The organism is Tetragenococcus muriaticus DSM 15685, assembly GCF_000423785.1.
Taxonomy (GTDB): domain Bacteria; phylum Bacillota; class Bacilli; order Lactobacillales; family Enterococcaceae; genus Tetragenococcus; species Tetragenococcus muriaticus.
This window is the reverse complement of sequence record NZ_AUIQ01000034.1, coordinates 1-22,588: the sequence shown is the minus strand read 5'-3', so window position 1 is coordinate 22,588 and position 22,588 is coordinate 1. Positions and strand designations below refer to the sequence as shown.

General features: G+C 36.8%; 24 protein-coding genes, 1 pseudogene and 1 other annotated feature. Of the genes and pseudogenes, 12 read left to right on the top strand and 13 right to left on the bottom strand.

Features of this window, described 5'->3' with window-relative positions; translation table 11 throughout:
• From G577_RS0106430 to G577_RS0106420, 3 genes are all read left to right on the top strand, one after another.
• Positions 1 to 281: transposase (locus G577_RS0106430; RefSeq protein ID WP_028790507.1), on the top strand; the 281-nt coding region annotated here is incomplete at its 5' end.
• Positions 282 to 470: 189 nt separating this feature from the next.
• On the top strand, positions 471 to 638 hold the full coding sequence (locus G577_RS12280; protein ID WP_169357988.1) for a hypothetical protein: 168 nt from the start codon (positions 471 to 473) through the stop codon (positions 636 to 638).
• A 327-nt stretch (positions 639 to 965) separates the two neighbouring features.
• Positions 966 to 1,937: an FUSC family protein gene (locus G577_RS0106420; RefSeq protein ID WP_081675737.1), complete on the top strand. Its 972-nt coding sequence runs from the start codon at positions 966 to 968 to the stop codon at positions 1,935 to 1,937.
• Between the two features lie 232 nt (positions 1,938 to 2,169).
• Here the strand turns inward: G577_RS0106420 and rplT are convergent, their stop codons facing one another.
• From rplT to nox, 4 genes are all read right to left on the bottom strand, one after another.
• Positions 2,170 to 2,532, bottom strand: coding sequence for a 50S ribosomal protein L20 (gene rplT / locus G577_RS0106415; protein ID WP_028790505.1), 363 nt, complete (start codon positions 2,530 to 2,532; stop codon positions 2,170 to 2,172).
• A gap of 58 nt (positions 2,533 to 2,590) precedes the next feature.
• Positions 2,591 to 2,791, bottom strand: a complete 201-nt coding sequence (rpmI, locus tag G577_RS0106410) for a 50S ribosomal protein L35 (RefSeq protein WP_028790504.1) — start codon at positions 2,789 to 2,791, stop codon at positions 2,591 to 2,593.
• 65 nt (positions 2,792 to 2,856) lie between these two features.
• Positions 2,857 to 3,378, bottom strand: a complete 522-nt coding sequence (gene infC / locus G577_RS0106405) for a translation initiation factor IF-3 (protein ID WP_028790503.1) — start codon at positions 3,376 to 3,378, stop codon at positions 2,857 to 2,859.
• Positions 3,379 to 3,419: 41 nt separating this feature from the next.
• Positions 3,420 to 3,560: a sequence feature (ribosomal protein L20 leader region), on the bottom strand.
• A 226-nt stretch (positions 3,561 to 3,786) separates the two neighbouring features.
• Positions 3,787 to 5,118: a H2O-forming NADH oxidase gene (gene nox, locus G577_RS0106400; protein ID WP_028790502.1), complete on the bottom strand. Its 1,332-nt coding sequence runs from the start codon at positions 5,116 to 5,118 to the stop codon at positions 3,787 to 3,789.
• A 407-nt stretch (positions 5,119 to 5,525) separates the two neighbouring features.
• Here nox and mvk point away from each other — a divergent pair, with 407 nt between their 5' ends.
• Genes mvk through fni form a run of 4 tightly spaced genes read left to right on the top strand, consistent with a single transcriptional unit; the run spans position 5,526 to position 9,583 of the window.
• Entirely contained in the window at positions 5,526 to 6,461 is a 936-nt protein-coding gene (gene mvk, locus G577_RS0106395; RefSeq protein WP_028790501.1) for a mevalonate kinase, read from the top strand.
• Positions 6,454 to 7,449 (top strand): diphosphomevalonate decarboxylase, encoded by a 996-nt coding sequence (gene mvaD / locus G577_RS0106390; RefSeq protein WP_028790500.1) that lies wholly within the window; start codon positions 6,454 to 6,456, stop codon positions 7,447 to 7,449. Before mvk ends, mvaD begins: the two co-directional genes overlap by 8 nt.
• Entirely contained in the window at positions 7,446 to 8,537 is a 1,092-nt protein-coding gene (locus G577_RS0106385; RefSeq protein WP_028790499.1) for a phosphomevalonate kinase, read from the top strand. The genes mvaD and G577_RS0106385 overlap by 4 nt, the downstream gene beginning before the upstream one ends.
• Positions 8,534 to 9,583: a type 2 isopentenyl-diphosphate Delta-isomerase gene (fni, locus tag G577_RS0106380; RefSeq protein WP_028790498.1), complete on the top strand. Its 1,050-nt coding sequence runs from the start codon at positions 8,534 to 8,536 to the stop codon at positions 9,581 to 9,583. The genes G577_RS0106385 and fni overlap by 4 nt, the downstream gene beginning before the upstream one ends.
• A 91-nt stretch (positions 9,584 to 9,674) precedes the next feature.
• On the opposite strand, the gene yajC is transcribed toward fni, so the two are convergent.
• Positions 9,675 to 10,046 carry a preprotein translocase subunit YajC gene (yajC, locus tag G577_RS0106375; RefSeq protein ID WP_038021883.1) on the bottom strand — a complete coding sequence of 124 codons (372 nt, stop codon included), beginning with the start codon at positions 10,044 to 10,046 and terminating at the stop codon, positions 9,675 to 9,677.
• Positions 10,047 to 10,127: 81 nt separating this feature from the next.
• Complete coding sequence (tgt, locus tag G577_RS0106370) at positions 10,128 to 11,273, bottom strand: tRNA guanosine(34) transglycosylase Tgt (RefSeq protein WP_028790496.1); 1,146 nt, start codon at positions 11,271 to 11,273, stop codon at positions 10,128 to 10,130.
• A 180-nt stretch (positions 11,274 to 11,453) separates the two neighbouring features.
• Here tgt and G577_RS0106365 point away from each other — a divergent pair, with 180 nt between their 5' ends.
• Entirely contained in the window at positions 11,454 to 12,146 is a 693-nt protein-coding gene (locus tag G577_RS0106365; protein WP_028790495.1) for a DUF975 family protein, read from the top strand.
• Positions 12,147 to 12,354: 208 nt separating this feature from the next.
• Here the strand turns inward: G577_RS0106365 and queA are convergent, their stop codons facing one another.
• Entirely contained in the window at positions 12,355 to 13,386 is a 1,032-nt protein-coding gene (gene queA, locus G577_RS0106360; protein ID WP_028790494.1) for a tRNA preQ1(34) S-adenosylmethionine ribosyltransferase-isomerase QueA, read from the bottom strand.
• A 453-nt stretch (positions 13,387 to 13,839) separates the two neighbouring features.
• On the opposite strand from queA, the gene G577_RS0106355 reads away from it, so the two are divergent.
• Genes G577_RS0106355 through G577_RS0106340 form a run of 4 tightly spaced genes read left to right on the top strand, consistent with a single transcriptional unit; the run spans position 13,840 to position 17,249 of the window.
• The gene (locus G577_RS0106355; protein ID WP_028790493.1) at positions 13,840 to 15,012 is read left to right on the top strand and encodes a betaine/proline/choline family ABC transporter ATP-binding protein; all 1,173 of its coding nucleotides are present in this window, start codon (positions 13,840 to 13,842) and stop codon (positions 15,010 to 15,012) included.
• A gap of 3 nt (positions 15,013 to 15,015) precedes the next feature.
• On the top strand, positions 15,016 to 15,657 hold the full coding sequence (locus tag G577_RS0106350; protein ID WP_028790492.1) for an ABC transporter permease: 642 nt from the start codon (positions 15,016 to 15,018) through the stop codon (positions 15,655 to 15,657).
• Positions 15,654 to 16,571, top strand: coding sequence for an osmoprotectant ABC transporter substrate-binding protein (locus G577_RS0106345; protein ID WP_028790491.1), 918 nt, complete (start codon positions 15,654 to 15,656; stop codon positions 16,569 to 16,571). The genes G577_RS0106350 and G577_RS0106345 overlap by 4 nt, the downstream gene beginning before the upstream one ends.
• Before the next feature lie 6 nt (positions 16,572 to 16,577).
• On the top strand, positions 16,578 to 17,249 hold the full coding sequence (locus G577_RS0106340; protein WP_038027653.1) for an ABC transporter permease: 672 nt from the start codon (positions 16,578 to 16,580) through the stop codon (positions 17,247 to 17,249).
• Positions 17,250 to 17,347: 98 nt separating this feature from the next.
• Here the strand turns inward: G577_RS0106340 and proC are convergent, their stop codons facing one another.
• From proC to G577_RS12005, 6 genes and pseudogenes are all read right to left on the bottom strand, one after another.
• On the bottom strand, positions 17,348 to 18,160 hold the full coding sequence (proC, locus tag G577_RS0106335) for a pyrroline-5-carboxylate reductase (protein WP_028790489.1): 813 nt from the start codon (positions 18,158 to 18,160) through the stop codon (positions 17,348 to 17,350).
• A gap of 299 nt (positions 18,161 to 18,459) precedes the next feature.
• Positions 18,460 to 18,831: a type II toxin-antitoxin system PemK/MazF family toxin gene (locus G577_RS0106325; RefSeq protein WP_028790488.1), complete on the bottom strand. Its 372-nt coding sequence runs from the start codon at positions 18,829 to 18,831 to the stop codon at positions 18,460 to 18,462.
• A gap of 5 nt (positions 18,832 to 18,836) precedes the next feature.
• Complete coding sequence (gene alr, locus G577_RS0106320) at positions 18,837 to 19,952, bottom strand: alanine racemase (RefSeq protein ID WP_028790487.1); 1,116 nt, start codon at positions 19,950 to 19,952, stop codon at positions 18,837 to 18,839.
• Positions 19,953 to 19,971: 19 nt separating this feature from the next.
• Entirely contained in the window at positions 19,972 to 20,325 is a 354-nt protein-coding gene (gene acpS / locus G577_RS0106315) for a holo-ACP synthase (RefSeq protein ID WP_028790486.1), read from the bottom strand.
• Positions 20,326 to 20,443: 118 nt separating this feature from the next.
• Positions 20,444 to 21,961, bottom strand: coding sequence for a degradosome RNA helicase CshA (gene cshA, locus G577_RS0106310; RefSeq protein WP_028790485.1), 1,518 nt, complete (start codon positions 21,959 to 21,961; stop codon positions 20,444 to 20,446).
• 461 nt (positions 21,962 to 22,422) lie between these two features.
• Positions 22,423 to 22,588: pseudogene (locus G577_RS12005) on the bottom strand (ISLre2-like element ISTeha1 family transposase); the annotation flags it as partial.

The window sequence follows — 22,588 nt, the reverse complement described above, 5'->3', positions numbered from 1 at the left end:
AACGTTTGGATCAATTATTAAAAACCGATTTGTCTCAGCTTCCTGACCCGTTTCAGCCCGTAGTCAAGACCTTTCGCAAGTATCGACAAGAGATCCGGCTGGCTTTAACGGTGCCTTACTCTAATGGTCCTTTAGAAGGTTTAAATAATCCTATTAAAGTCCTAAAACGAGTCGCTTATGGTTTCCATAGCTTTGAGAACTTTCGGCAACGGATCTTTTTATACCGAGGAAAGTATTTCCAACCCGGACCCTTACCTATACAAACTAAAAAAAGCAGCTAGACCATAGCGCCTAACTGCTTCCTTTATTTATCGAGTTTTCTTTACCAACACCAGTTGACAAAGAGCCATTTTTGCTAACTATTTAGAAAATAAAAATTATTAGTTTTTTTTAAGCTGAGAGCGTTTTTATTGCTTTTATCTTCCCCTTTCGTATAATCAAAAGTAACTTAACATAAGGGAGGAGATTGCATGTATGTAGTAAAAGTTTTTCATGGTTATATTAATAAAGACGGACACCGCACCAGAGATAAAACACCTACAAATCTACTGTTGTTTTCTACCAGAGAAGAGTCTGAACATTTCGCTGACAAAATTGGTGGACATGCAAAAAAATTAAAGGAAGTCTCTAAAAATTGACACAAAGTTTAAGTTCCTTAAAAAAGCTCCTTATTTGATAGAAGAAAAGCTTCTGCCAAATAAGGGGTTTTTAATTATGGAATAGGGAGGCCTACTATTTACATAAGGATTGTGTTCAATATAGAAACCACTTTTAACAAGTAGCTTTGACAATAGTTGCTAATCACTAACTGTTTCACAAACGTGAGTCCCATCAATTTTCTCCATTTATGTTATCATTAATTGAGGTGTTGTATAAATGAAAGAAAGGACAATTTTACCAAAGAATTATTACATATTCATAAACCTAGTTTTAACATTGCACAACTTATTGGAACGATCACTTGTATGACGTTAGTATTTCTTCTCGGATATTTCTCAGGCAATATGACAATTGCTACTTTTGGTTTTTTGGGAATTTTCACTCTGATGTATTATGATAATATTCCCTTAAAAAATTTGCTCATTCGTTTTATTTCGGTAGCATCTTTTATTTTAATCAGCTTTAACATTGGTGCCTTAACAACTTTTGCCAATTGGACGACACCTATTGCTATAGGATTCATTGCTTTTGTCGGACGTGTTTTTTTCCGCCTTTATAATATTAACAAACCCGGCCCCTTTTTTGCTGTTTTAGTTTCAGCTATGGGAGCAAGCATAGACATTCCCGCAAGACAAGTCCCTGTCCTAGGTAGTTTTTATTTATTAGGGGCTTCTATTGCAACTATTATGGCAATAATTGTACACTTCGTTGAAAAAGATCCTACTGAACCGATAAAGAAAAAAAGTATTTTTCAGCGGATCTTTGAAGATCCTGGTGTTTTCTTAGATAGTATATTTTATAGTTCTACATTGTTTTTAGCCGTCTATTTAAGTTCAGGTTTACAATTACATAATCCGTACTGGATGGTAGTATCTTGTGCAGCTATCTTACAAGGAGATAACCTAAGAGCGGTTATGCAGCGCAATGCACAGCGTATTTTTGGCACAATTATTGGCATTGGGATCGCTGCTTTATTGCTAAATGCTTCTTTAACGACTTTAGAGGCTATTGTCTCGATTATTATTCTTTTTACAGTTTCACAAATAACTGTGAGTAGTAATTATGCCTTATCTGCTTTTTTTACCACTCCTATGGCCTTACTCTTAGCAAGTCTGACAAAAGATCAAGATGTATCCACATTATTACAATATCGTTTCATCGGTATTGCTTTAGGCTCCTTACTAGGTGCTGCTTCAGCTTTATTAATTACAACGGGACTTAATTTCTATAACCAATCTTTTCATTTACACGAAAACTTCGATAAAGAACCTGACTAACCATAGATGATGGGCAAATATACCAAATAATTCATTCCTAGCTATTATAAAAGACTGAGATGATTGTTAGCTATAGCTAACAATCATCTCAGTCTTTTATAAGCCATTAAACCGAAATATTATTGAGTAAAATCATGACTACGAAGCGTCTATTAATCCCTAGGTAATACCTAGGGGAAAATTTAATACAAAAAAAGAGGCTTATATTATAGCCTCTTTTCCAATATCTTTATTAATTATTTTTCAATGCAGATTTAGCTTGCTCTGTTAATGCCGTAAATCCACTTTCATCATTTACTGCAATATCGGCTAACATCTTACGATTCACTTCGATGCCAGCTACTTTCAAACCGTGCATTAATTTTGAATAGCTAATATTATTCATACGTGCCGCAGCGTTAATACGTGCAATCCATAGTTTACGGAAATCACGTTTTTTCTGACGACGATCACGATATGCGTAATCGTACGAATTCATTACTTGCTCTTTAGCTGTTTTAAATAGAGTGTGTTTTGCTCCATAATAACCTTTAGCTAATTTTAATGTTTTTTTACGACGTCTACGAGTTACTGCTCCACCTTTAACGCGTGCCATATTTAATTCCTCCTAAATATTCCTTCATTTGAATAAATGTGCCTATCATACACAAATTTTATTTCATATTATCTAATTGTTGACTAACACGTTTCATATCGTGTGATGAAACCATAGTCGGTTTACGCAATTGACGACGTTGTTTTTTGGTCTTACCGTGGAAACGGTGACTTGTAAACGCGCGATGTCTTTTTAATCCACCATTACCAGTGCGTTTTACACGTTTTGCTAATCCGCGGTGTGTTTTTTGTTTTGGCATAGCTAATTTTCCTCCTCCAAATCTGTACAAACGAATTTTTCATCCACTTTTTCGTAGATTCCTGCTTACTTCTCTTTTTTAGGTGCAAGCATCAATGACATACTACGTCCGTCCATCTTCGCTTGTTGCTCAACAGTAGCTACATCTTCTGTTTCTTGAGCTAAACGGTTCAAGACTTCCTGACCAATTTCTTTATGGGTAATGGCACGGCCTTTAAAACGAATCGAAGCTTTTACTTTATCGCCTTTGTCAAGGAATTTACGTGCATTACGTAGTTTTGTATTGAAATCATTCTCATCGATCGCTGGACTTAAACGAATTTCTTTTACATTGATCACTTTTTGTTTTTTACGAGCTTCACGTTCTTTTTTCTGTTGTTCGAAACGGTACTTTCCGTAATCCATGATTCGCGCAACTGGTGGTTTTGCCTTCGGTGCTACCAAAACTACATCTAGGTCTGCCTGTTCAGCTACCTTCAACGCTTCTGCTTTTGTTTTGACGCCAAGTTGATCTCCATTTTGATCGATCAAACGCAACTCACGTGCACGAATGCCGTCGTTTACCATCATATCCTTTGCTATGGTCATTCACCTCCAAATTTTTTGCGAGAAAGAAAGTTCATCAAAATTTTTTCATAAAAAAACGAGTTCTTCTATAAGAACCCGCACGTACTTTTGCACTAAGACATAACGATCCCTAGTGTAAAATAACTATTCTGCCCAGCCACATTTGTCGCTAAGGCGAGAAGCGGGTGCTTCTACTTCCATTTCTCAACTTTTGTAGTATATCATGTTTATCTCTAACAGTCAAACAAGCATACTATAAAATATTGAGACTGGGACAAAAGTCTCCTTAATAATAAAATATCCGAACTATAAGAGAGATTGCTCCTGCGGTCCAGCAGGTCCTCGTCGCAAATTCACGACAATTAGAAAATCTTATCAAATATCGTTCGGGTATTTTTGTCTTGTCTTTATTTATGTCCCAGCTTCTTTTTATTCTGCGGCTAAAGCTGCCTTATTAATATAATTATACGGTTGGTTGAAATGTGGCAAGAAGAATAGATCTAATTTTCCTAATTCATCCACTGTCACTTGATGTTCAATAGCTAACGAGAACATATGGATAGCCATCGAAATGTCTGAAGTTGTTGAAGACATTTGGGCACCAACAATCCGTCGAGACGTTGCTTCATAGACAATCCGTAATTTCACATTATCATTTTCTTTCATAAATTCTGGTTTTTGTGTATCTTCTATATCTGTATATTTCACGTTCAAATCAAATTTCGCAGCAGATTCTACTGAATAACCAGTTGAAACCATATGGTAACCAAAAATTGAAATTCCATTAGAACCTTGAACTCCTGGAGATTCAACAGCGTTACCTACAATATTTTCTCCAGCAACCATGCCGGTACGTAAAGCATTCGAAGCTAACGCGATATAAGTGGTCGCCTGTAATGCATTAGAATAGACTGTGGCACAATCGCCCACTGCATAAACGTCTGGATCACTTGTTTGTTGGTGCCGATCTACTAAATAAGCACCATTAGTAAATAGTTCTAAATGATCTTTTGCAAGTTGATTATTGGGTAAGAAACCGATAGCGTTAATCACTAGGTCAACCTCGTATTCGCCTTTTTCAGTGACGATTTGCTCCACCTTATTTGTTCCCTTATATTCTTTAACAAGTTCACCATAATGTAACTCAATTCCATGATTAGCCAAATTTTTGTCCATATCATCAGTAAGCCACGCATCATAATAACTTGGCAAACTACGATCTAATGCATCAAATAATAATACATTTTTGTCTCGTCTTTTAGCAGCTTCTGCCATCTCTACACCAATGTAGCCAGCACCAATAACTGCGACATTTTCTATGTCTTTATGTTCAAACAGTTGATCAATCTTTTGACCTTCTTCATAATGTTTCATAAAAGTAATGTTTTCTAGTTCACGACCAGGTACCTTAGGAGAAATAGGGATAGACCCTGTAGCTAACACTAATTTATCATAGTCTTCTGTCACATTTTCTCCTTGACTTGTTGTTGCATAGACAATTTTTGCTTCAAAATCAATATTGTCAACGTTGGTTTGTGTACGTACCTTTGCGCCCTTTGCTTCAAAATCTTCACGGTTTGTATAGAACAAACCATCTACACTATCAATTTGTTGCCCTACCCACAACGCCGTACCACAGCTTAAGTAGCTAAAATTTTCATTGCGTTCAATCATTACGACTTCTTGTTCCGAATTATCTAAGATGGCATTGGCTGCAGCTAAACCAGCATGGTTTGTTCCTATAATTACTGTTTTTGTCATCTGATTTTCCTCCCTTATTTTACAAATATACTATAACAAGATTGTGAATATAAGAACTATCAATAATTTTTGCACAACTTAAAAAAATGCGATAAAATTCACATGTTAAACGCTATAAAGGGATTTTATCGGTAGAAAAAACGCATACAAAAAACACTTTGTGAAAAAAACTTTCTTAAAAGGCATTCTTTCACAAAGCATTCAATGTGTTAAGTTTTTATCCTTTTTGTTAAACTAATACTTAACTTGTTTCCTCTACACCTTCAAGTACTTCTTTCCTTCATAAGATCATAAAAACTTAAGATTTAACTTTTTTTCTTATAAAATGTTTGGAAAACTTAACGAGAAGGGATTTATTTAGTAGAATAGCTAAAGGATATAAAAATGAAAACAGAAAGAGGCCACATATGTTATGTCAGGGAAATGGCCATTCAAATGGGAAAATAATTCTTATTGGTGAACACTCCGTTGTTTATGGTGAACCAGCAATTGCTTTTCCCTTTAATGGTACACAAGTGAAAGCCAACATACAACAAACAGAAAGCAACTACTTAACTTCTCGCTATTACACGGGCTATCTACAAAATGCACCTGAACAGCTAAAAAGCATCATGCAGCTTAGTTACAGATTACAAACTGCTTTACATACACCGAACTTTCATTTAACCATCAACAGTACGATTCCTGCTGCAAGAGGTATGGGGTCAAGTGCTGCTGTTGCAGTCGCAGTTACACGGGCTTTTTTTCATTGGAGTGAGCAAAATCTCAACCAACAAGAACTGCTATTTTTTGTTGATTTTGCTGAAAGAATTGCACATGGCAATCCAAGTGGTATTGATGCTGCAGCTGCCAGTGGAGATGAGCCTATTTTCTTTGAGAGAAAGCAACAAGTCACAACGTTTCCAATGAATATAGACGCCTATCTGCTGGTCGCTGATACAGGAATGCTTGGACAAACTAGAGAAGCTGTGCAATCTGTCTACCAGTTGTTGCAAGACTTTAACAAAAAAACTTTCACAGGTATCCAAGAGTTAGGTCTACTCACTGACCAAGCTAAAGAAGCTATTATTGAAAACCAGCCGGAAGCATTAGGCGAAATCATGACTCAAGCGCAACAGTATTTAAAATCTTTAACTGTTAGCAACCAATTGCTAGACGATTTTATCCAGTTTTCTTTAGATAATGGCGCATTAGGCGCAAAGTTAACAGGCGGCGGCCGCGGAGGCTGTTTTTTAGCGTTAACAAAAACCAAAGAACAAGCTGAGCAATTAGCTCAAAAACTACAAAAACTGGGAATAAAAGAAACCTGGGTACAAGGATTAGGAGTTTATCAATATGCATAATGGGAAAGCTCGGGCTTTTACTAATATTGCTTTAATTAAATATTGGGGGAAAAAGGATCCAAAGCTAATTTTACCTATGAACAGCAGTCTATCGTTAACATTAGATGCTTTCTATACTGAAACAAGTGTCTCATTTTCTAAAGACTATACTGAGGATCTTTTTTATTTAGATGGCTACTTACAAGAAGGAGAAAAAAAGATGCAAAAAGTCTCCCGTCTTTTAAATTTAGCACGCAAACAAGCTGGGATTTATGACCATGCTGTTGTCCATAGTCACAACTTTGTGCCTACAGCAGCTGGTCTAGCCTCTTCTGCTAGCGGCTTAGCAGCTTTAGCAGGAGCTTGTAATGAGGCTTTAGCACTTAATCTTTCTTCGACAGAATTATCACGTTTTGCGCGAAAGGGCTCAGGTTCTGCTTGTCGCAGTATCTATGGGGGATTTGCTGAATGGAAAAAAGGAGATTCTGACCAAACGTCTTTTGCTCTACCCGTAGATGCTAATCAGTGGGAAAATGAATTGGCGATGATTTTTATTATAACTAATGATAAAGCAAAAAAGATTTCCAGTAGAAATGGAATGCAGCAAACAGTAGAAACTTCACTTTATTACAATGACTGGTTAAAAGCTGCAGAAGCTGACATAAAAACAGCCAAAAATGCTATCGCAAACCAAGATTTTCATGCACTGGGTGAAGTTATTGAAGCTAATTGTTTAAAAATGCATGCGACAACATTAGCTGCTACTCCTCCATTTTCTTATTGGACGCCCGATAGCTTAAAAGCAATGAATAAAGTCTATGAAATGCGACAAAATGGACAAAATTGCTATTTTACTATGGATGCAGGTCCTAATGTAAAAGTGCTTTGCCCTAAAAAAGATAGTCAAAAAATTTATAATGACTTACAAAAAGAATTCTCAGAGCAACAATTAGTGCTGGCTCACGCTGGTAAAGGGATCGAATCTTTAGAAACGGAAGTGTCAAAATGATTGAAGTATCTGCCCCGGGAAAGTTATATATTGCAGGCGAATATGCTGTCGTCGAACCTGGTCATTTGGCTGTTATTGCAGCTGTCGATCAGTTTATTAATGTTACTATTGAAAGTGCGACCGAAAATGGAAGCATCCAATCTCAACAATATAGCGACCTACCTATACGCTGGACAAGAAGAAATGGCGAGCTTGTCTTAGACCACCGGGAAAATCCTTTTCATTATATTTTAGCCGCTATTCGTTTAACTGAACGTTATGCCAAAGAGCAAGGAACATTATTGAGCTTTTACCATCTAAAAGTAACAAGTGAACTAGATAATTCTAGCGGACGAAAATACGGCTTAGGTTCAAGTGGAGCAGTTACAGTAGGGACGGTTAAAGCTTTGAATCTATTTTATGATCTGCAAATGGACCCACTAACGCAATTTAAAATTGCTGCTTTAGCTCACTTGGCTGTTCAAGGAAATGGCTCTTGCGGAGATATTGCAGCTAGTTGTTTTGGCGGCTGGTTAGCTTTTTCGACTTTTGACCATGAATGGGTAAAACAAAAGCAAACAAAGTGGCCTATTAGCGATCTTTTAAAAAGTGATTGGCCCAAGCTGTCCATTCAACCGTTACAATCTCCCAAACATATGCGTTTATTGATTGGATGGACAGGCAGTCCAGCTTCTACTTCAGATTTAGTTGACCAAGTAAATCAATCAAAACAAGATCAAAGCACTACCCAAAAAGATTATGACCAATTTTTAATCGACAGTCATCATTGCGTAAAAGAGTTAATCAACGGGTTTATGGAAGATAATGTCATAAAAATCAAAAAAATGATCCAAAAAAACCGACAACTATTACAAAAACTTGCCTCAACAACCAATGTTGTGATTGAAACCCCCGCCTTAAAACAACTATGCGATTTAGCAGAAAATTGTGGCGGTGCAGCAAAATCCTCTGGTGCAGGCGGAGGCGATTGTGGTATTGTCATTGCTGATCAAAAAACAGGCATTTTGCCTTTAATGAGTAAATGGGAGAAAGCAAACATTATTCCCTTGCCCTTGCATGTTTACCATTACCGAGGAGGTCCTAAATGAATCGAAAAGATGAACACGTTTCCCTTGCCAAAGCTTTTCATAAGCCTCATTCTAATGACTTTGATGAAATAAGGCTTATTCACGAATCATTTACTTCAAACCGTTTGGACGATGTGTCTATCGGTACTGAATTATTTCACCAACCGTTTTCTAGTCCCTTTTTTATTAACACAATGACAGGCGGAAGCGACTGGACAAAAGAAATTAATCAGAAATTAGCCAGTATCGCCAGAGAAACAGGGGTAATGATGGCAACAGGTTCAGTATCTACTGCTTTAAAAAAACCCGAAACAAAAGATTCTTTTACGATTGTTAGAAAAGAATTCCCGGATGGCTTTTTACTAGCTAATGTCGGCGCTGGAACTTCTGTAGAAAATGCCCAACGAGCTGTGGATCTTTTCCAAGCTGATGCCTTACAAGTTCATCTTAATACCCCTCAAGAGTTGGTTATGCCTGAAGGAGACCGTGATTTTACTCATTGGCTTTCCTTATTAGAAAAAATTGTTTCCCACAGTGAAGTGCCCGTCGTTGTCAAAGAAGTCGGTTTCGGTATGACTCGAGAAACAATGGAACAGATCTTATCCACTGGTGTTAAAACAATCGACGTTGCAGGTAGTGGCGGAACTAGTTTTACTCAAATTGAGAATGCGCGAAGAAAAAAGCGTGAATTTAGTTATTTAGATCATTTTGGGCAGTCAACTGTCGAATCTTTGTTAGAAGCCAACGAAATCACACAAGATTTTCACTTGATTGCTTCTGGAGGAATACGGAATGCCTTTGATATTTTCAAATCACTTTGTTTAGGAGCTAAAATGGTAGGAATCTCTGGAACATTTTTAAATCATCTTTTGACAAAGGGTGATGAGGCAACAATTGAATTAATTAACCAATGGAAATATGAATTACAAACTCTTTATACGATGGTTGGGGCTAAAAAAACTGCAGATTTAACCACAGTGCCTCTCATTTTATCAGGAAAGCCCAAAAACTGGTGCCAAGCAAGAAACATTGATGAAAAACAATATAGTATGCGTAAACCGATATGATCTTAACAACAAATAGAGATCATACGGTTTTTTTCATAAAAAAAAAGACTAGCATAATACTAGTCTTGACAACACAAAATAAAATATCAAATTATTCTTGTGATTGGTCTTTATCTTTTTGAGAATCATTATCAGCATTCATCTCTTCAGAAGTGTGATCTGGTACATTGTCCGTAGGTGGCACTGCAGTACTTTGCGTATTTTCTCCTGTATCAGAAGATCTTACTGTACGAATGGAGGCGCGATCAAATTCAAGATAGATGCCTTCACAGTCAAGTGTCACTGTCTTTTTCTCATCATCAATTTCTGAGACCACTCCATGGAGCCCTCCAATTGTTACTACTTGATTGCCTGGACGCATACTATCTAATAACTCTTGACGTTTTCTTTGCTGCTTCTTTTGTGAGCGCTGCATAAAATACATCAAAATGATAATAGGTACCAGCATTATAAGTATTTCCATTAATTTTTCACCTCATCCTTTATCGTTTCACTCTACACTTTATCAGAAGCCAGTATATTTCACTAGTATTTTTCTATAAAGTTAGAAATTTTTTGCATTTTTTTCATTAAATCCATATTCTTCAAAGAATTGTTCACGAAATTCAAGCAATTGATCCTCTTTGATCGCTTGCCGAACTTGCGCCATCAAATGCAGTAAGAAATAAAGATTATGGTAAGTTGTCAAACGAATACCGAAAGTTTCGTTACTTTTCAATAAATGCCGCACATAAGCTCGTGTATAATTACGACATGTATAACAATCGCAATTCTCGTCAATTGGATGAAAATCGCGCGCATATTTGGCATTTTTCACTACTAAACGACCCTTGGAGGTCATACACGTTCCGTTACGTGCAATTCTTGTTGGTAATACACAATCAAACATGTCTACTCCACGTATGGCTCCATCAATGAGTGAATCTGCTGCGCCAACTCCCATCAAATAACGAGGCTTACTTTCAGGTATCAAGGGCGTTGTAAATTCTAACATCTCATTCATTTCTGCTTTGGGTTCACCAACAGAAAGCCCTCCGATCGAATAACCAGGAAAGTCTAAGCTAACTAAATCTTTAGCACTTTGTTTACGCAAATCTTTATATCCTGCACCTTGAACAATACCAAATAAGCCTTGCTTTTCCGGATTGGCATGCGCTTCTAACCCTCTTTGTGCCCAACGGGTCGTGCGTTCAATCGATTTTTTTACATAATCATGACTTTCATTATAAGGAGGACATTCATCAAGACTCATCATAATATCTGAACCTAATTTATTTTGAATATCGACCGCTTTTTCCGGAGACAAAAACATTTTCGAGCCATCTATATGATTACGAAAGTGCACGCCGGCTTCTTCAATATTGCGCATATCTGCTAAAGAAAAAACTTGAAAACCACCTGAATCAGTTAAAATGGGCTGATCCCAATTCATAAATTTATGTAATCCACCCGCTTGAGCTACAATATCTTCTCCTGGGCGTAACCATAAATGATACGTATTACTTAAAATGACACCAGCACCCATCTCTTTTAGTTCTTCTGGTGACATTGTTTTTACTGTCGCAAGCGTTCCTACAGGCATAAACATCGGCGTAGGAAAAGTTCCATGGGGAGTAATCAATTCCCCTAAACGAGCGCCAGTATGTTTTTCTTTTTTTATTAATCGATATTGTATTGCAGGTTCTCCCATTAAATTTCCTACTTCCTTATTTTTATTAGATAAAAATATGTACCACTCTTAATCATAACGGGAAAAACACGTTTTTGCAATAATTAATGTTTAAGGAGCTTCCTAGTTTTGCTTTTTTCTCGCCTTTGTTATACTGATTATGAAACAAAGAGAATCAATCATATATCGGAGGAGTTAATCATGAAATCGAATGCCGAATTACGTGCAGAAGCTAGAGAAATGTTGAGAGGCCGCTGGAAAGAAAGTGTTATGATGACTTTAGTACCTGTTTTAATTATGTTTGTCATTGTTGCATTTGTCTTAATTCCTGTTATATTATGGCTCAATCAAAATTTGGGGGCTATGAATGATACGAGTTCATTAGGTGCTGACAACTCTAGCAATAGTTCTTCTGGAGTAATCTCAGGTTTAATTACTACTTTTTTCACAGTGGCCATTGGTTGGACCTTTTTAGATCTTTTCCGCGGTAAAAAAGAGAACATACGTCCGTTTAAAGACATTTTTCGTACATTCCGTGCCCCTTATGCTCTAGCAGTCCTTGTTCTCTATTTATTAACGACTATTTTTAAGTTTCTATGGTCACTTTTGCTTGTCATTCCCGGTATCATTAAAAGTTACTCCTATTCCCAAAGTTACTTTATTTATTATGATACCTATGTAGAAACAGGAGAAACTCCTCGTTATCTTGATTCAATCACAGCCAGTCGTCACTTAATGAACGGCTTTAAAGCAAAACTATTTTTCTTAGATTTGAGCTTTATTGGTTGGCATATCCTCTCTATGCTTACTCTTGGTATTGGTTATCTATGGCTAATTCCTTATATCGCTTCTACAAAGGCAGCTTTTTACCAAGATTTGCCTAAGGAAGCATAGTTTCCTTCATAAAAAAGTATATTTTTAGGACAGCACTTATTCTAAAGTGTTGTCCTATTTTTATGGGTTGGCCATGATAAAGGCCGAAATAGTGTTCATTCGTAGCTTGAATGAACACTATAAATTAAATACATTGTTCATTCAGCAATAAAAAGCCAAACATTACTCTCTATTCAACGATAGATAAGTAACATTTGACTTTAACTAATTATTTAATAAACATCGCATCGCCAAAACTAAAGAAACGATATCTTTCTTCTACTGCATGTTGGTAAGCACTTAAAATGTTATCCCTACCAGCAAAGGCGCTTACCATCATTACGAGCGTGGACTTAGGTAAGTGAAAATTGGTAGAAAAGGCATCGACAATCTTCCACTGATAGCCTGGAGTAATAAAAATATCTGTCCAACCACTGTCTGCTTTAATTTGACCATCAAACTTTGTTCCAATCGATTCAAGAGTACGGATGGTTGTCGTTCCTACAGCTACGATCTTTCCACCGTTACTTTTCACTTGATTCAAACGATCCGCTGATTCTTCTGTTAAGCGATAAAATTCACTATGCATATCGTGGTCCTCAATATTTTCTACACTAACAGGACGAAAAGTGCCTAAACCAACATGTAAAGTTAAATAAACAAGTTCAATGCCTTTTTCTTGAATTTTATTTAATAACTCTTCAGTAAAGTGTAATCCAGCCGTTGGTGCTGCTGCAGAGCCATTTTCTTTTGCATAAACGGTTTGGTAACGTTCTGGATCTTCTAACTTGGTTTTAATGTAAGGAGGTAATGGCATTTCTCCTAGAGCTTCCAAATTTTCTAAGAAAATCCCTTCGTAGCTAAAACGAATCATTCGTCCACCATGATCCAGTTCCTCTTCTACAACGGCATGTAAGCGTCCATCCCCAAAACTAATTTGTGTCCCAACTTTTGCTCGTTTGGCTGGTTTAACAAGTGTCTCCCAGACATCTCCTTCGGGGTTATTTAAAAGTAATACTTCTAAATGTCCCCCTGTATCTTCTTTTTCTCCGTATAACCGAGCGGGTAAAACCCGCGTATCGTTCATAACCAACGCATCCCCGGGACTTAATTCATCAATAATATCATAAAAATGTTTGTCTTGTGTTTTCCCAGTTTTTGAATCTAATACCAATAAACGAGAACTTGAACGATCATTTAATGGCGTTTGAGCAATCAATTCTTCAGGCAAATCAAAATCAAAATCTTCTGTTGTTAGCATTTTTTTCACTCTTTTCTAAACAATCTGTTACTTATTTTAGCACTTTTTTACTTTACTTCAAAGATGACTGATCTATATGAAAAATTTATGTTATAATAAAAACATAGAACTCCTCTATAACAGAGAAAAATTTACTTTTAAATAATTTTTCAGTTATATTATTTAGAAAGTAAGGAAATATAGCAAAGAATGAAAGCGGAACCATAAAAGAAGGTAAGTGAATGATCATTCATAACATAAAATTATACACATGTTGCATATCCATTTCCTACATATAAATATTTAGCAAATTATTACCTACAAAGTATCAGTTTTTGTTCGTAAATTATTTTTATAAACACTTTTTACACCGCAGAATGTTTGTTTTTTGAGTTTAACTATTGTATTTTTCTTGTTTTTTATGCATACTATATATTATAGCCATGACAAATAAAAATTTTTGAGGTGAAAAAATTGATTAAATTTCAAGAAGTATCAAAAATCTATAAAGGTGGCAAAAAAGCTGTCGATGAGGTCTCTTTTACCGTTGAAACAGGTGAAATGGCTTGTTTAATTGGGACAAGTGGCAGTGGAAAAACAACAACGATGCGAATGATCAATCGTATGACTGATCCTACCAAAGGTAAAATTTTGATTGACAACCAAGACATCACCGAAGTTAACCCAGTAGAATTACGTCGGAAAATCGGGTATGTGATCCAAAATATTGGTTTAATGCCACACATGACGATACGTGAAAACATCACTGTGGTACCAAAGCTTTTAAAGATACCACAAGAAGAACGAAACAAAACGGCCGAACGTTTAATTCAATTAGTAGAAATGCCTGAAGAAATGTTAGACCGCTATCCCAATGAATTATCTGGTGGGCAACAGCAAAGAATCGGGGTTATACGTGCATTAGCAGCTGATCAAGATATTATTTTAATGGACGAACCTTTTGGCGCACTCGATCCGATTACTCGTGATTCTTTACAAGATTTAATCAAAGATTTAAACAAACGTTTGAAAAAAACGATTATTTTTGTAACCCACGATATGGATGAAGCTTTAAAACTAGCAGATCATGTAGCAATTATGAGCGAAGGAAAAATCATCCAATATGATACACCAGAAAACATCTTAGAGCAGCCGGCAGATGATTTTGTCAAGGAACTAATTGGCGAAGACCGATTGATGCAGGCTCAACCAGATAATACTCTAGTAAAAGACGTAATGACAGCAGCGGTTACGATTACTTCAGAAAAATCATTACAAGAAGCAATTACTTTAATGCGTGAAAAAAGAGTGGATACTTTATTGGTAACAGATAACCGTGACATTCTAAAAGGTTTCATCGATATCGAAACAATTAATCGTAGAAGTGATCATTCAACCAGCGTTGGCGATATTATCAAAACAAATGTTTCCTCTGTTAAAGGAGATACTCTTTTACGTAATACGTTGCAACGTATTCTAAAACGTGAGTTAAAATACGTTCCTGTCGTTAACGACCGACAGCGAGTTATCGGTATATTAACTCGAGCTTCTTTAGTCGATATCGTCTACGATGTCCTATGGGGTGAAGAACAATCAATTAAAGGTGCAGCCGAGTCGTTTAAGCCAGAAGAAACAAGGGAGGTCTAGAAAATGCAAGCCTTCTTTTCAGAATATGGTTCACAACTCATGGGCAATCTCTTTGAACATATCATCATTTCATCTATGGCCCTTCTTCTAGGAACAATAATCGCCATTCCTTTAGGCGTTCTGTTAACCAGAACAACCAAAATCGCAGGTACCATCATCAGTATCACAAGTGCTTTGCAAACGATTCCTGCTCTTGCTTTACTTACTTTGATGATTCCATTTCTTGGTGTAGGCCGTGCACCTGCAATCGTCGCGTTATTTATATATTCCCTACTGCCAATTTTACGTAATACTTACATTGGTATGCAAAATGTCGATGATAATTATTTAGACGTTGCGAAAGGGATGGGAATGACAAACTTTCAATCAATTATTAGAGTCGAATTGCCAATAGCGGTACCTACCATTATGGCTGGGGTTCGCCTAGCAGCTACTTATGTTATTGCTTGGGCTACACTTGCTTCCTATATTGGCGCTGGTGGCTTAGGAGTGCTCATCTTTAGTGGATTAGATAATTACCAACCAGAGCTAATTATTGGTGGTACTATTCCTGCTATCTTATTGGCCATAGTTGTTGATTATTTATTAGAGAAATTAGAAAACTTCCTTACTCCAATCTCTTTAAGGGGGGAAAGTGAACAATGAAAAAAATAAAAAATCTTTTTTTATTGATAAGCGGATTCCTTTTATTAGCCGGTTGTTCTTTCCCAGGATTAGCATCCAACCAATCTGAAGATACAATTTCTATTACTGGCGGTGTCACAACCGAATCGCAAATTTTAGCTAGTATGGTCGCCGGCATGATCGAACATTATACAGATAAACAAACAACAATTATTAATAATCTTGGCACAACCAATATTAATCATGAAGCCATGATGAATGGGAACGCAGATATTTCTGCCGCTCGCTATACTGGCACTGATATTTCTTCAACCCTTCTTGTCTCGCCTGAAAAAGATCCTGATAAAGCCCTAGAAATAGTCCAAGAAGAATTTAAAAACCGCTATAATCAGGAATGGATGGCGTCTTATGGATTTGATAATACCTACGTCTTTTTAGTACGACAAGATACAGCAGAAGAATACAACTTAGAAACGGTAAGCGATCTCGCAGATGTTGCTGATGAGTTGACTATAGGGGCCGACCGTGCATGGATGACACGTGAAGGGGACGGCTACCCAGGTTTTACTCAAGAGTATGGGTTTGAATTTGGCTCGATTTTTCCCATGCAGATTGGTTTAGTTTATGATGCGGTGGCAGCTCATCGAATGGATGTTGTCCTAGGATACTCAACAGATGGACGGGTCGCAAGTTATAACCTTGTTATGTTGGAAGACGATCGTCAATATTTCCCTCCATACGATGCATCACCTATTATTAATGAAGAAATAGCTGAAACAGAACCAGAAGTTAGAGAAGCTATCCAACGCTTAGCAGGAACGATTGATACAGAAACAATGCAAGAGCTCAACTATCAATCTGATAACAACCTTATTGAACCTTCCATTGTAGCTGAACGTTTCTTACAAGAACATAACTATTTTGAAGAGGAGTGATGAAAAATGGATATGAGTCAAATGAATCTAATAGAACAATTTATTTATTACTTTCAAGAAAATGGAAGTTACGTTTTTTCTCAATTTTTTCGTCACTTCTTAATTTCAGTTTATGGTGTGTTATTTGCTGCCATAATAGGTATACCTATTGGCATTATAGTATCAAAAAGAAAATCGTTAGCTCGTTGGGTGGTCCGTGTCTCAAATATTATTCAAACGGTTCCCCACCTAGCCATGGTATCTATGCTAATGTTTTCTTTTGGTCTAGGAGTAAATGTTGTCATTATCACCGTATTTTTATATTCGTTGCTACCGATTATTAAAAATACCTATACTGGCATGACACAGGTAGACAAAAATGCCCTAGATGTGGGAAAAGGTATGGGGATGACTGCTTGGCAACGTCTTTATATGGTTGAGTTGCCTTTGGCAATTTCTGTCATTATGGCAGGATTGCGCAACGCACTAGTGATTGCTATTGGAATCACTGCAATTGGTACTTTCGTTGGTGCTGGTGGCTTAGGTGATATTATTGTCCGTGGAACGAATGCTACTGATGGCGCTGCAATCATTTTAGCTGGCGCGTTGCCAACTGCCTTAATGTCTATTATAACTGATTGGATACTCGGTTTAATCGAACATCGATTAGATCCATCAAGTCGCACAAGTAAAAGTTAAATACTCGTATTAACATCCTTTAGTTGAATAATAAAAAACCCCTATGACTTTGCATTATGAGAGAAATTGCAAAGTCATAGGGGTTTTCACTTTTGAAATTACGTTTCTTCACTCATCTCATGATTTCTCTTCGCAGCAGCTTTCACAGCTCTCATAATACTTGCTCGAAAGTTACTTTCTTCTAATGATTGAACCGCTGCAACAGTTGTCCCCTTAGGTGAAGTCACCATGTCTTTTAATTCACCTGGATGTTTTCCTGTTTTTTCTACCATTTCAGCAGCCCCTAACACCGCTTGGCTCGCAAATTCATAAGCATCTTCGCGCGGCAAACCTTCTGCAACAGCACCGTCAGCCAAAGCTTCAATAAACAAATAGACATAAGCTGGAGCAGATCCAGAAACACCCACAACTGCATCTATATTCTCTTCCGAAACAACCTTTGCCTTGCCAAAACTATTGAAGATCTCTGTTACAAACTGTGTCTGTTCAGAAGAAACAAGCTCATTAGGGGAGATAGAAGACATTGCTTGTTGTATTGTCGCAGGAGTATTTGGCATAGCGCGTATAATTTTATGAGGCCCAGTTAAAGCCGCGATCTGATGCGTACTTACTCCTGCCGCAACTGACACAAGTACGTGTTCTTCTGTTAAGTATTTTTTTACTCGAGGAAGTACTTGGAGTAAAACTGCTGGTTTAACAGCTAAAATAATCCAATCCGTCTGTTCAAATAAAGTTTCTTCTTCCGAAACAACCTTGACTCCATATGCTTCTTTTACTTTTTTTAAAGTAGGTTCATAGCGATAATTGTAAACATAGATTTCTTCTTTTTGATAAAATCCAGAATTTAATAAACCAGCAATCATTACCTGTGCCATATTCCCCGCACCATAAAAACCTATCGTATGTCTCAAATAGCTCACTCCTTTGTTTGAAATGATTTTACTTTGTTATTTTTTGCATGCAAATATCCTCTTTGAGGTACTTGTAAATGTAGGTATAAGGAAAAGGACAGTTCACACGTGATTTGTTTTTGGCCTTGTTGAAAGACTCCATAGCACTTTACCGAGTCGTCTTCTTTTTTCTTGTCTACCAATAAATAATAGCCGTGTAGTTCCTGCGTAGTTTTTTTGAAAAGATGACAAAAGATGCTATACACTAACAAGCCAATCATTAGAATTACCGCAAAATAGCCCAATTTCCCACCAACTTTTTATGTACTAAGTCCTTTTTCGTTAACAACCACATCAATTCCTATGCTGATTTTCAACGCTTCGTTTGCTTTTTCCATTGTTTCTTCTTCCAATGTACAAACTTTTTCTTTTATACGCGTTTTATCAATTGTACGAATCTGTTCTAACAAAATGACTGAATCTTTGTCTAATCCTTGCTCCGTTTTTTCAATATCAATATGCGTAGGTAAGCTTGATTTTTCCATTTTCGCCGTTACAGCAGCGGCAATGACGGTGGGACTAAAATAATTGCCCAAATCATTGGAAATAACCAGAACGGGCCGGACGCCACCTTGTTCTGAACCTACGACTGGAGATAAATCTGCATAATAAATCTCGCCGCGTTTTATCATAGACATCATCCTTTTCCTACATATTCTCTTGGTACCCGTGTTGAAATTAAGCAAGCCACTTCATAATTATTTGTACCCTCATATGTAGCGATATCTTGCAAGGTGATTTCTTTCCCTCCATTTTTTCCAACTAACGTTACCTGTGTTCCTTCTTCTACCTCCCTAGGTAAACGCACCATTATTTGGTCCATACATACGCGTCCAACGACTTCACAGCTTTCCCCATTGATTAACACATAAAATCCTTGTAACTTACGTGTGTAACCGTCTGCATAACCAATTGGAATGGTAGCGATCCATTCGTCTTCTTTTGTTTCATAGGTTTTTCCGTAACCAATACCATAACCTTTCGGTAATTTTTTGGTTTGTATTATTTCTGACACTAAAGAAAGAGCAGGTTGTAGTGGATACGGCGTCTCAAGTTCTGTTCCAGAAGGGTTTAATCCATACATCGCTATACCTAAACGCACCATGTTCCCCACATCTTGATGCCACATCGCAGTAGCACTGTTAGCTGTATGAATATATTCTGGTTGATATGGTAAAGCTTGTAATATGTCATTAAAACATTGATTTTGTGCTTGAAAATATTGCGTGTCTGCTTGATCAGCTGTAGAAAAATGGGTAAAAATACCCTCCCAATAAAAATTTTCTTCCTGCTCGATCCATTTTACCGCCTGGTTAATCTCACTTATATTCAAAAAACCAATTCGTCCCATGCCTGTATCTGCTTTGATATGTATATGTAATTTAAAAGAGCTATCTTGAAAGTATTTAGCTGCTTCTTTTAACCAGTTTATTTCAGCTACTGTTACAGATAAATTATAGGCAGCAGCTAATGGAGCGTCAGATGGAGCAATAATACCTAAAATAAGAATCGGCTGAGTAAACTCATTATGACGAAGCTCTATAGCTTCGTCAAGTGTAGCTGTACAAAAACCTTCAGCTCCTGCTGCTAGAGCAGCTTTAGCAACAGAAAGGGCCCCATGGCCATAGCCATCTGCCTTAACCACAGCAAAAATTTCCTTTTCTGGATGCTGCTCTTTTTCTCGAATCACATTTTGTTGAATAGCATTTAAATCAATCACTACTTTTGTAGGACGATGATATGAAATAGACAAAACGTCTTCCTTCTTTCTACTATGTTTCTAAAATAATTTGTGCCAAGGCTAGTTCATTCGTGTGCGTAATCGAAACAAATACTTGCCCTTCCTTAAAGGGGGAAGCCGTTACTTCTGGTGCACCAGCTGAGTTAGACAAAACCTCAATTTCTTGGAAAGATACTTTCCCAATACCTGTCCCCCAAGCTTTAGAAAATGCCTCCTTACAAGCGTAACGTCCGCCTAAAAATTCGACCTGCCGTTTAGCAGATTTTTGCGAAAATAGCTGGTACTCATTTCCAGTTAGAATACGTTTAATTAATTTCGGTTTTTCCAAAATAATTTTTTTCATACGTTCTAACTCAACAACATCTAATCCCGTACCGTAAATCATTTTTTTCTCTTTTCTTATATTTTACACTCATTCTATCAAATTTTTTTGTAAAACTATATATTATTTCCAGCAAAACAAAAAAATGATTGAGAAATTTAAATTTCTCAATCATTTTTACTTAATTTTGCCCATTGTGTATAACAAAATCTTGTTTCTTCTCATTTCCACGTCGACTTTTTTTAGGGGAGCCATTTTTATTGGATTGATGATTATTTTTATGATCGTCTTTATTATTTTTACGACGATTTTGGTTATAATTTTTGTTATTACGATTACGTGAATCGTTTTTGCGATGTCCCTTATTAGATTTTCCTTTTGGTAAAGGCCGCTCTGGCGTAATTTTTACAGGAACAACCTCCGCAGGATCTTTAGCTAAAGTTTTCAATAATAAAGCAGCAAGATCTTGAGCTGAATAATGTTTTAACAATTCATCTGCATCTTTATTATACTTATCTAACCCATTTTCAGCCATCTTTTCATCAATCAATTCAACTGCTTGGCTAATTTGTCCTTCGAAAGCTTCTTTATCAGAAGGTGGACGCATAGGTGTCATCCGCTTTTTCGTTAAGTTTTCAATAACATGCAGATAATTCATTTCATTAGGTGTCACAAAAGTAACTGAAACACCGCTCTTTCCGGCGCGACCTGTCCGTCCAATACGATGCACATAACTATCTGGATCTTGCGGGATATCATAATTATAAACATGAGTCACACCAGAAATATCCAGTCCTCTTGCAGCTACGTCTGTTGCAACTAAGATATCTAACTGGCTGTTCTTAAAAGAACGTAATATCGACATACGTTTTTGTTGGGAAAGATCACCATGAATGCCTTCTGCTTTGTAACCACGTGCTTCTAACCCGTTAGCTATCTCATCTACTCGACGTTTTGTCCGAGCAAAAATAAGTGTTAGTTCAGGCAATTGTACGTCAAAAAGACGTGTCATAATATCAAATTTTTCATAATCTTTTGCTTTTACATAATACTGATCAATAGAATCCGCAGTCATTTCTTTGGCTTTAATGCGCACATGATGAGGATCTTTCATGAATTTTACGCCGATCGTTTTGATTTCTTTAGGCATCGTAGCAGAAAATAGCAATGTTTGTCGTTTTTCAGGAACTTGGGCTATAATTTTTTCAATGTCTTCTAAAAAGCCCATATTTAACATTTCATCTGCTTCATCTAATACCAATGTTTCAACGGTAGCAAGCTTTAATGTTCGGCGATTAATATGGTCTAACATACGTCCAGGAGTTCCAACCACAATATGGGGGTTATCCTTTAGTTGACGAATTTGTCGGCCAATATCAGCCCCTCCATAAACTGCTTGGACTTGGATCTTCTTCTCTTTTCCTAAACGAAACAATTCTTCTTGAGTTTGAATCGCTAATTCCCGAGTAGGAGCGATAACTAACCCTTGAATTTGTCGTTTTTTAGGATCAATCTTATCTAACATTGGCAACCCAAACGCAGCGGTTTTTCCAGTTCCCGTTTGTGCTTGACCAATAACATCTTTTTCTTCCATTGCTAATGGAATTGTTTCTTCTTGGATTGGCGTTGCTTCTTCAAAGCCAATTTTTTGTACAGCGTCTAATAACCCCTGTGACAAATCTAGTTCTTTAAATTTCAAATAAATCCTCCTCTTTAGAAACGTGAGAAAATTAATTTTTTTCTCTCACTTTTGTGAAGCGTTCGTTTTTTTCTGCGATAGCTTAAAGCTTCCCCTTAAATATTTGCTTAAAGCATCGTTCTACCGAAAAACCGCTCCTTGAAGGCATTAGAAAAGGCTAGGACAAAACCAAATCTTTTTTTTGTCTTAGCCTCATTTGAATTTATTCTGACGAATTTTGCTATTTTTAACCTGTAAGAAGGTTGCTTTGTTTATCAGTTACTTCAATTATACTTCATCTTTCGGCACTCTTATTATTATAACATAATTCAATGCTTTCAGCAAGTTTCATTTATAATTTGTATGTGTCAAGTTTATTGAGGTTGAATAAAAAAACCGTCTTTTGGGCAGACACGAAGTTATTTTTCAACCTCACTTTCGTTCGGTTCGCCCTCATCATCTCTAACAAAAACAAGTTTTTATTAGAGATAATTCGGGGTCATTATTAATTGATTTAGTCCTTTGGCGAATTGGCCTAAAGGTGCACTTTTCGCTTTTCCTTCGCCAATTTGCCCTTTAAACGCACCTTCATGAGCTTGAAAATGAGGTTTTTTCTGTACCCAACGTTTCATAGCTTGCCAACGCTTT